Below are 9,118 nucleotides of genomic sequence, written 5' to 3'. Positions count from 1 at the left end.
GGTATGAAAACAATCTGGAAACATAATACTGTTTTCCCGCCGCCGGAAACGGCCATTACATCGGCCATTTTCCGCGATTTCGAGGAACTTCCCGCGCTTATCCGCGGCCTCGATAAGGCCGGCTAGGGTTGGGACGAATACCCAGAAGAGGACGGTTGCGGCAAGAGGGGTCCTGTTTAGTGCTTTGGCTAAAATGCAGCCGGAGTGACTATTTATCCGTGGCTTAATCCGTGCGCGCCATCAATTCAAGTCGATTGCCAAAGGGATCTGACACATTGGTTCGGCGAAACCCAATTAGAGGCTCATCGTCATTGCACTGAAATCCTGCCGCATCTAATCGTTCGCACAACGCATCAAAATCATCAACTTCAAAGGCCGGGTGCGCTTTGGTCGCGGGTTTGAAATCGATTTGTACGCCGAGATGTACGCGAACATCTCCCGTTTGAAACCAACAGCCGCCTCGTTTGGCGAGGTTTTCGGGTTTAGGCACTTCCGTCATCCCAAGTGCGTCAGAATAAAACCGAAGCGCTGACTCCTCTTCGCCGACCGGCATAGCAAGCTGAATATGGTCGATTTTGAGTAAGACTATTCTATTCCTCACCTCATTGGAAAACCTGCATTTACGCAGCATTCCAGTCAATTACGGTCGCTTTACGCATTATATTAGAATTCAGGCCGACGGTAAATACCAATCAACTGGGACGAATACCCAGAAGACGATTGCAGCAAGAAAGAAACTGTTTGATGTTTGGCGGAAATGCGGACGAAACCGGCCCTCCTGATCACCGGCTTTGGCCGTCATCCTTTTCGGCGAGGAAGCGCTCCGCCCACCTTCGATTTGTCGCGTCCGCCAGCTTTGCAACTGTCGGGTTGATATCACGCGCTACCTTTCGATCCAGTCCCAGTTGATCCAGTATTCGTGCAAGCCCGTCCCGAGGATCATCCGAAAGTTCATCATAGGTAATCTGCAAAGGGTGCAATTTCTCGCGGTTAAACCAGGCTTTCCACGCGTCATCCAATGCGGATAGCCCAGCAAGATGGCGGGCAATCCTACTGGCGTCATAGACAGGCTCTTTTGGTGCTGACAGCCGCTCCAGTTCTGTTCCATCTGCTGACATGTGCCAGAGCCCCGTTTGGAGTGCCTTGACGTGCGAAATCGCCTGATAGAGCTTGTTTGGGCGCGTCAGATGAATGAACAGGGTATGTCCAAAAGCGGCTTCAATACGATCTAGATCTCTGTTGAGCCCCGGATGAAGAATACTCACTTGTTGCAGGAAGTAGTCGAAGCTCCCTCTTTGCAATCTCAGGCCGAAAAACCTAGTGTTACCAGTACCTTGCTTGCGAGCCGCATCAAATACAGCGCTTAATGCGTCATGGTCTGAGGTAAAATCATCTCTGGAAAGCTCGTATGTTTTCAGCCAGCTAGATAGTGACGGAGTGTGGAAATGAGATCCGGGATTTCCGGATTTTCCGGTCGCGGCAAGCAAGTTGCAAAGCAGGGTACTACCGCTCCGGGGACTCGTGCAGATGATGTAAGATTTGTAAGACGGTTCGGGCATTCAGGGCTAATTCTCTTTCTTGCGGATTTACACCGAAACCAGACAGATAGCATTTACGATTTCACGGTCGCTTCGTGCATTATATTGGAAAACAGGCCGACGGCAAAAACCACTCAACTGGGACGAATACCCAGAAGAGGACGGGCGCTGCACGAGGGGAATCTATTTGATGCTATGGCGGCAATGCGGACAATGTTGCCGGTTGGATTGCTTCGTCGAATGGCAGCTTTTGGGATTTGGGAGAGTATAGTCATGATCGTGTAGTCCGAATGTGTATCGCGGGCGCTCTGCGGAGCAAGCCGAAATAGCACCTTAGTCCTTTAAGAAAGACGGAGTGAGCACCCCTTCGTGACGTAGTAAATATTCCTTTGTTGGAAGACCTCCGCCAAAGCCGGTTAGCGAGCCGTTTCCTCCTATTACCCGGTGACATGGCAGGATGATCGCAATCGGATTGCTCCCATTTGCGGCACCCACTGCACGACTTGCTTTGGGACGTTCGAGAGTGGCCGCCAGTTGGCCATAAGTTTGCGTCTCTCCAAAAGGTATTGTGGACAGGTGTTGCCAAACACTTTTTTGAAAAGCTGTTCCTATCAGAAAAAGAGGAAGATCAAACTGCCGTAATTCACCATTGAAATAGGCAGTAAGCTGACGCCGTACCTCCAAAAACGGTTCATCTGTCTGGTGCCAATCTGATCGTGGCGCGATTGCATTGGGGCTGTTAGGAAAGCACAAATAATGCAGCGCGTCGTCATCTCCTGCGACCAGTAGCGAACCCACAGGGCTATCGATATGTGTATAGCTTAGTTCGGTCATCGTTTCGGCCTGGGAATGGAGGAAGGCGGGCGCCCGTAGAGTTTTGAGAAGGTCGCATTAAAGCGTCTCACGCTGCCAAAACCCGCTTGGAAGGCTATATCTGTAATAGGGAGTGTCGTCGTGTCCAGCAGCTTCTTGGCGCGTCCAATTCGAAGGGTTTGAGCCGTTTGAAGAGGAGATGCCCCAATATGCTTGGCAAACAGCCGAGATAGATGTCTTGCACCGACGCCTAGCCGGTCTGCAAGATCATTGACATTACCGGCGTCCAGAGCGCCCTCGTCGATTAATCGCAAGGCCCGTTCAACGGTTGTTCTGGTTCCATTCCATGCGGCGCAGAATGGTGCTGTCTCAGGACGACAACGCAGACAGGGGCGATAACCTGCACGCTCTGCCGCAGCAGCAGTTGGGTAGTAGCTGACATTTTTCGTAAGGGAGTGTTTCGCGGGGCAGACCGGACGGCAGTAGATTCTTGTCGTGCTGACAGCGGTGAAGAACCTTCCGTCGAAGCTTGGATCGCGCCTCAATCGCGCAGTGTTACACGTCTCAAAATCTAGCATGAAACGGAACTTAGCAACCCAACTAGCGCAATGCCAGACCAGTCGGTTGGTCAGGTCCGAAAACGGCGAGTCTGTAAGAGATGAATATTGTAGTCCTCCGACTGACATATGATTCACAGCTAGCAGGAATACAATATATGCCTTTCGACACTTTCATCCTTTTCTTGGTCACGACCGCCGTCGTTGTTTTCTCTCCAGGGGCGGCGGCGATTACCGTGGCCTCACAAGGTGCGGCCAACGGAGGTAAGCGGGCGCTTGCAGGTGGGTGCGGCATAGCCTTTGCAAATGTTGTCTATTTTGTTTTGTCAGCAACAGGTATCGCCACGCTGATCATAGCTTCAAATTTGGTTTTCTCGATCATCAAATGGGCTGGGGTTGCCTACCTGCTGTGGCTAGGGATTAACGCCATATTCAGCCGCTCTGGAGTGATCAGTGTAAGTGTTGGAAAACGGCAAACACATTGGGGCAAACTCTTTTCCCAAGGGTTTGTTGTCGAGGTCGCTAACCCTAAAGCACTCTTGTATTTTGCAGCCATTCTCCCTCAGTTCGTTGAGCCCGAACGTCCAATTCTTCCCCAATTGATGATCATGGGCCTCATCACCCTTGTTATGGATTTGGTTTCATACAGCGCCTATGGGTTTCTGGGAGACCGGATTGCACGAGGCGGCCTTAAAGGTTGGGTGGTAAACCTGATAAACAAGGCCGCAGGCGGAGCGCTAATTTACGTCGGTGTGAAAATGGCAAGTGTCGGCGTAAGTCGATAGGGATTCTGCCCCCGAAGCTTTTACTAACGAAGTCGTCGAAGCAGACGTTGGCGACGTGCGCAGCATTGGTCAGATTGGGCTCAAACCAGACGTCTGCTGTGCAGTTGTTTATTGGTCCTGATCCCAAAAAGAGATTGACCCAGATCAGCCTTTATTTCCCGATACAGAAATCGCCGAATACCACGTCCAGAATATCTTCCACATCGACACGGCCGGTAATGCGGCCCAGGGCGCGGACGGCGAGGCGGACGTCTTCTGCGGCCAGCTCGGCTTCGCCCGCGACCAGAAAACGCTCCAGCGCAGCAACGCACTCTTCCAGCGCCAAGCGGTGACGCAGTTGGGTCAGTGCCGGGGCCCCGGAGACATCAAGGCGGCGGACCACCTCCGTTTCCAGCGCCGCCAGAAACTCCTCCAGCCCCGCCTCGGTCTTCACGGATAAGGACAGACTGCCGGTTGGGCCGTCCCCCGCGCCTCCGAGATCTATCTTGTTGATTACATAAAAATCTTCAGGCCGGTGTAAATCGGCGAAATCTTCCGGGATCACCGGATCATCGGCGGCGGTCATCAGGATACGGATATCGGCCAGTTCGGCCCGCGCCCGGGCCCGCCGCACCCCTTCGCGTTCAATCATATCACCGGCGTCGCGCAATCCCGCTGTATCGGCGATGGTCACCGGATAGCCGGCCAGATCCAGATGTACCTCAACAATATCGCGGGTGGTTCCGGCCTGTTCAGAGACGATGGCCGCATCTCGCCGGGCCAGAATGTTGAGCAGGCTGGACTTGCCGACATTGGGCGCCCCAATAATCACCACATCCAGACCGTCACGAATTTTCTCACCGCGATGCCCGTCGGCAAGATGGGTCTCAAGGTCGGTTTTCAGCTCACGGATCCGCGGTGAAATAGCTGCGGCCACACCGCCGGGCAAATCCTCATCGGGGAAATCGATATCCGCTTCCAGATGGGCAAGGCTGCCGATTAGTTCTGACCGCCAGCCGTCATAAATTGCCCCCAAAGCGCCGCGCATCTGGCGCAGGGCCTGATGCCGCTGGGCTTCGGTCTCCGCATTGACCAGATCACCGAGACCCTCAGCCTCCGTCAGGTCCAGCTTGCCGTTCTCAAACGCCCGCCGCGTATACTCACCCGGATCGGCGGGACGCAAGCCTTTCAAGCCCGCCAATTGGTCAAACAAGGCGGTTAGAATAGCCGGTCCGCCATGCAAATGCAGCTCGACCACATCCTCACCGGTAAAGCTGTTGGGCTCCGCAAAAAATATGACAAGTGATTGATCTATAATGGTTTTTTTGTCTATTGTGACAATATCCCGGACCACTGCACGGTGAGATTCCGGCAATTCCTGACGGGTGAGCGCCGCCAGAGACGCCGTGGCGCCAGGTCCCGACAGACGGACCACAGCAACGCCCGAACGGCCGCGGCCACTGGCCAGGGCAAAGATAGTATCACTGGACATGAAAGGCGCCTGCTCCGCTTATTTCTTGGTCGGATCCATGCCGAATTGTGACAGGAACATTTTCTGCATTTGCTCCATGCCCTGAACGCCGGCGGGCAACCATGTTTTCATCATGCTTTCCGGATCGAGGGTGTTGACATTTTCCATCATTTTGGCTTGCAGCTCGGCCATGACGGCTTCTTGCATCTTCTCCACGTCGGGTAACCCTAAAAAAGTCCTTGCTTCTTGTGGCGTACAATCAATATCTACATTAATCTTCATGTCCAACGCTCCTTTTGTCGGGAAAAGGTCTGGCCGTATTGATCCAGTGGTCCCGGGTGGGGTACAACAAAAGTCTTAGTTTCTTTTACACCGGATCACCCGGTGAACAACAGGGTTTAGCCATGGAAAATTTATTGGGCCAGGAAACCAGCCCCTATCTTCTGCAGCATCAGGACAATCCGGTGCATTGGCAGCCCTGGAGCAAGGAAACCCTCGCCCTCGCCAAATCCGAAGGCAAACCGATCCTGCTCAGTGTCGGGTATGCTGCCTGCCATTGGTGCCATGTGATGGCCCATGAAAGTTTCGAGGATGAGGCGACAGCCGCGGTAATGAACGAGTTGTTTATTAATATCAAGGTCGACCGCGAAGAACGCCCGGACATTGACCAGATATATCAAAGCGCCCTTTCCTTGCTTGGCGAGCAAGGCGGTTGGCCGCTGACCATGTTCCTCAATTCGAACGGGGAGCCGTTCTGGGGCGGCACGTATTTTCCGCCCGGTAACAATTATGGTCGGCCCGGCTTCACCAATGTGCTGCAGACCGTGTCGGATATTTTCAAAAATGAGCCGGAAAAAGTCACCAAGAACCGCGATGCGCTGAAATCTGCGCTGCAACAGCATAACAAAGGCTTCGATGGGGATCGTCCTAAATTGACCCTGGAAGTGCTTGATCGTATCGCCGCGCGCTTTGGGGAAGAAGCCGATCCGGAATATGGCGGCATTGGCTCCGCCCCGAAATTCCCGCAAACCTATGTGCTGGAGACTTTATGGCGGAGTTATCTACGCACCGGCAATGAAGGATTGGCGGAAATCGTCATCAAGGCGCTGACCGTGATGTCGCAAGGCGGTATTTATGACCATCTGGCCGGCGGTTATGCCCGCTATTCCACAGATGCCCGCTGGCTGGCACCGCATTTCGAGAAAATGCTGTATGACAACGCGCAGCTTCTCGATTTACTTCTGACCGTCCATCATGAAACCAAGTCGGAGCTGTTTGAAGCGCGGATTTATGAGACCATCAACTGGGTTTTGCGTGAAATGGTCACCGCAGACGGCGGGTTTGCCGCCACCATCGATGCAGATAGCGAAGGCGTGGAAGGCAAGTTTTATGTCTGGTCCAAGGCTGACGTCATGGCGCTTCTACCCGATCACGGGCCGCATTTCTGCGAGGTCTATGATGTCAGTGACGAGGGAAACTGGGAAGAAACCAATATTCTCAACCGCCTCACCTACCCCGATATGCAGGATGTGGAGACCGAAGCCAGCTTGAAGGCCTGCCGGAATATCCTGTTTGAAGCGCGGAAGTCCCGCATTCATCCGGGTCTTGATGACAAGGTCCTCACGGACTGGAACGGGTTGATGATTGCCGCCCTCGCCCGCGCCGGACAGTATTTCGGTGAAGCCCGCTGGATTGATGCGGCGGAAACTGCTTTCGTCGCCCTGACCACACATTCCATGGATAAGGACGGACGGCTGTTCCATAGCTATCGTCTCGGCCGGGCGCAACATAGCGGCGTGCTCGATGATTATGCCAATATGGGCCGAGCCGGTTTGACCTTGTATGAAATCACTGGGAAGGCGTTTTATCTGGAGCGGGTGCAGACCTGGGTCGGCATTTTGGATAAACATTTCTGGGATGATACGGTCGGCGGCTATTTCTATACGGCCGATGATGCCGAAGCGTTGATTGTGCGCACCAAAAATGCCCATGACAACGCCGTCCCCTCAGGTAATGGCGTGGTTCTGGAAGTTCTCGCCAAGCTGCATTTACTGACCGGAGAGCGGGCGCCGTTCGAGGCAGCGACGGATATGGTCCGACATTTCTCGGCTGAGGTTGGTCGTAACTTCTTCCCGCTGGCAACTTTGTTAAACAATTTCGAAACCCTGATCAATGCCCGCCAGATCGTTATCATTGGCGAGCGGAGTGAAGCTCAAACCATTGATCTTATTAGTGTTTTAAATGATTTCAGCATTCCAACACGAATTGTCAATGTGATCAGCGAAACCGAGACCCTGCCGTTTGACCATCCGGCCAATGGCAAAACCAAACTGGAGGGCAAGCCGACCGTCTATGTCTGTACCGGTCCGGTCTGTTCGGCACCGGCCAATACGGCGGTGGCGTTTCGCGCCCTGCTCAAAGAAGGACAGGTTCATGGCCCAGCTTAGTATGCATAGCCCGGTGGGCGATCTGACGGTGACCGAAGAAGACGGCAAGGTTATTTCCCTCGATTGGGGATGGATCCCGGCCGAATGGCAAACGGAAACGCCGCTGCTCACCAAAGCCATAGAACAACTCAACCAGTATTTTGACGGCAACATCGGCGATTTTGATTTGCCGCTGGATCCGCCGGGGACGGATTTCCAAAAACGGGTTTGGGACCAGATGCTGAAAATCCCCGCCGGGACGACAAAATCCTATGGCGACCTGGCAAAAGCGCTGACGACGGCGGCGCAACCAGTCGGCACGGCCTGCGGGGCCAATCCCATTCCGATCATTATCCCCTGCCACCGCGTGCTGGCAGCGGGTGGCCAAATGGGCGGTTATTCCGGCCTTGGCGGTCTGGACACTAAAAAATCTTTGCTGAAACTGGAAAAGGCCCTGCCGCCGGAACAGCAAACCCTTGATTTATAAGTAATTTAATTGGCGCATGACACTCGTACAAAGGAAGTAAAAACAATGACGAAAGCAGTTCGATTCTATGAAGCCGGTGGCCCGGAGGTGATGAAATGGGAAGATGTCGAGGTTGGCGCGCCCGGCGCGGGAGAAGTCCGCATCCGTCATAATGCCGTCGGCCTCAATTATATCGATGTCTATTTCCGCACCGGCCTCTACCCGGCCCCGCTACCCAATGGTCTGGGCATGGAAGGCGCCGGCGTGATCGAGGAACTGGGCGACGGTGTCGTTGGTTTGTCTGTCGGCGATCGGGTTGCCTATGCGGGACGGCCCATCGGTGCCTATGCCGAAGCCCGGGTGATGCCGGCCGAAGGCTTGATCAAGATCCCGGACGGCATTGATGATGCGACCGCAGCGGCAATGATGCTGCAAGGCATGACCACCGAATATCTGTTACAGCGGACTTTTCCGGTAAAAAAGGGCGATACCATCCTGTTTCACGCGGCCGCCGGCGGGGTTGGCCTGATGGCCTGCCAATGGGCCCGGCATATTGGCGCGACCTTGATTGGGACCGTAGGATCCGATGAAAAAGCCGCGCTGGCGAAAGCCAATGGCGCGACCCATACCATCAATTACCGCACGGAGAACTTCGCCGATCGGGTCAAGGAAATCACCGACGGCAAGGGTGTGCCCGTTGTCTATGATGCCATTGGCAAGGATACCTTCGAAGGCTCTCTCGATTGTCTCTCGCCGCGCGGCTTGATGGTGTCGTTCGGTAATGCTTCCGGCCCGGTGGAAAATATCAATCTAGCCATTTTGGGGGCGAAAGGATCCGTCTATGTGACCCGGCCCAGCCTGATGGATTACAACGCATCGCGAGCTGATCTGGAAAAATCCGCCGGGGACTTGATCAACATGGTCTCCAGCGGAGCGCTTAAAGTCAATATCGGCCAGACTTATCCGCTGTCAGAGGTGCGCAAAGCCCATGAGGATCTCGAAGGCCGCAAAACCACCGGATCAACAGTGTTTACGGTCTAGCGTCGTTAGATCCTTCCATAAAAAAGGCGCCTCACATGGGGC

10 protein-coding genes are annotated in these 9,118 nt (G+C 54.1%); 4 read left to right on the top strand and 6 right to left on the bottom strand.

Annotated elements, in window-relative coordinates; all coding sequences use genetic code 11:
- Nucleotides 1-223: 223 nt before the first annotated feature.
- From V7723_RS17815 to V7723_RS17800, 4 genes are all read right to left on the bottom strand, one after another.
- On the bottom strand, nucleotides 224-601 hold the full coding sequence (locus V7723_RS17815) for a VOC family protein (RefSeq protein ID WP_335685852.1): 378 nt from the start codon (nucleotides 599-601) through the stop codon (nucleotides 224-226).
- 181 nt (nucleotides 602-782) lie between these two features.
- On the bottom strand, nucleotides 783-1,559 hold the full coding sequence (locus tag V7723_RS17810; RefSeq protein ID WP_335685851.1) for a Stf0 family sulfotransferase: 777 nt from the start codon (nucleotides 1,557-1,559) through the stop codon (nucleotides 783-785).
- Between the two features lie 312 nt (nucleotides 1,560-1,871).
- The gene (locus V7723_RS17805; protein WP_335685850.1) at nucleotides 1,872-2,372 is read right to left on the bottom strand and encodes a methylated-DNA--[protein]-cysteine S-methyltransferase; all 501 of its coding nucleotides are present in this window, start codon (nucleotides 2,370-2,372) and stop codon (nucleotides 1,872-1,874) included.
- Nucleotides 2,369-2,929, bottom strand: coding sequence for a bifunctional transcriptional activator/DNA repair enzyme AdaA (locus tag V7723_RS17800; RefSeq protein WP_443024251.1), 561 nt, complete (start codon nucleotides 2,927-2,929; stop codon nucleotides 2,369-2,371). The genes V7723_RS17805 and V7723_RS17800 overlap by 4 nt, the downstream gene beginning before the upstream one ends.
- Nucleotides 2,930-3,066: 137 nt before the next feature.
- On the opposite strand from V7723_RS17800, the gene V7723_RS17795 reads away from it, so the two are divergent.
- Nucleotides 3,067-3,693, top strand: coding sequence for a LysE family translocator (locus tag V7723_RS17795; RefSeq protein ID WP_335685848.1), 627 nt, complete (start codon nucleotides 3,067-3,069; stop codon nucleotides 3,691-3,693).
- Nucleotides 3,694-3,844: 151 nt separating this feature from the next.
- Here V7723_RS17795 and mnmE read toward each other — a convergent pair whose 3' ends face one another.
- Complete coding sequence (mnmE, locus tag V7723_RS17790; protein ID WP_335685847.1) at nucleotides 3,845-5,164, bottom strand: tRNA uridine-5-carboxymethylaminomethyl(34) synthesis GTPase MnmE; 1,320 nt, start codon at nucleotides 5,162-5,164, stop codon at nucleotides 3,845-3,847.
- Between the two features lie 18 nt (nucleotides 5,165-5,182).
- Nucleotides 5,183-5,425: a DUF6489 family protein gene (locus tag V7723_RS17785; RefSeq protein ID WP_335685846.1), complete on the bottom strand. Its 243-nt coding sequence runs from the start codon at nucleotides 5,423-5,425 to the stop codon at nucleotides 5,183-5,185.
- 122 nt (nucleotides 5,426-5,547) lie between these two features.
- Between V7723_RS17785 and V7723_RS17780 the strand changes: the two genes are divergently transcribed.
- The 3 genes from V7723_RS17780 to V7723_RS17770 are packed head-to-tail and all read left to right on the top strand — an operon-like array spanning nucleotide 5,548 to nucleotide 9,076.
- Entirely contained in the window at nucleotides 5,548-7,590 is a 2,043-nt protein-coding gene (locus V7723_RS17780; RefSeq protein ID WP_335685845.1) for a thioredoxin domain-containing protein, read from the top strand.
- The gene (locus V7723_RS17775; protein WP_335685844.1) at nucleotides 7,577-8,056 is read left to right on the top strand and encodes a methylated-DNA--[protein]-cysteine S-methyltransferase; all 480 of its coding nucleotides are present in this window, start codon (nucleotides 7,577-7,579) and stop codon (nucleotides 8,054-8,056) included. The genes V7723_RS17780 and V7723_RS17775 overlap by 14 nt, the downstream gene beginning before the upstream one ends.
- Nucleotides 8,057-8,101: 45 nt before the next feature.
- Complete coding sequence (locus V7723_RS17770) at nucleotides 8,102-9,076, top strand: quinone oxidoreductase family protein (protein ID WP_335685843.1); 975 nt, start codon at nucleotides 8,102-8,104, stop codon at nucleotides 9,074-9,076.
- The last annotated feature ends 42 nt before the right edge of the window (nucleotides 9,077-9,118 follow it).

The organism is Sneathiella sp. (genome assembly GCF_036960985.1).
GTDB lineage: Bacteria > Pseudomonadota > Alphaproteobacteria > Sneathiellales > Sneathiellaceae > Sneathiella.
Note: the sequence above shows the minus strand (reverse complement) of the source record. Positions and strands in the feature narration are given on the sequence as shown.

Bases quoted from the DNA above. Each gene is read 5' to 3' on its own strand.
- V7723_RS17810 (WP_335685851.1), bottom strand. From the start codon at position 1,559: ATGCCCGAACCGTCTTACAAATCTTACATCATCTGCACGAGTCCCCGG.
- V7723_RS17805 (WP_335685850.1), bottom strand. From the start codon at position 2,372: ATGACCGAACTAAGCTATACACATATCGATAGCCCTGTGGGTTCGCTA.
- V7723_RS17800 (WP_443024251.1), bottom strand. From the start codon at position 2,929: ATGCTAGATTTTGAGACGTGTAACACTGCGCGATTGAGGCGCGATCCA.
- V7723_RS17795 (WP_335685848.1), top strand. From the start codon at position 3,067: ATGCCTTTCGACACTTTCATCCTTTTCTTGGTCACGACCGCCGTCGTT.
- mnmE (WP_335685847.1), bottom strand. From the start codon at position 5,164: ATGTCCAGTGATACTATCTTTGCCCTGGCCAGTGGCCGCGGCCGTTCG.
- V7723_RS17785 (WP_335685846.1), bottom strand. From the start codon at position 5,425: ATGAAGATTAATGTAGATATTGATTGTACGCCACAAGAAGCAAGGACT.
- V7723_RS17780 (WP_335685845.1), top strand. From the start codon at position 5,548: ATGGAAAATTTATTGGGCCAGGAAACCAGCCCCTATCTTCTGCAGCAT.
- V7723_RS17775 (WP_335685844.1), top strand. From the start codon at position 7,577: ATGGCCCAGCTTAGTATGCATAGCCCGGTGGGCGATCTGACGGTGACC.
- V7723_RS17770 (WP_335685843.1), top strand. From the start codon at position 8,102: ATGACGAAAGCAGTTCGATTCTATGAAGCCGGTGGCCCGGAGGTGATG.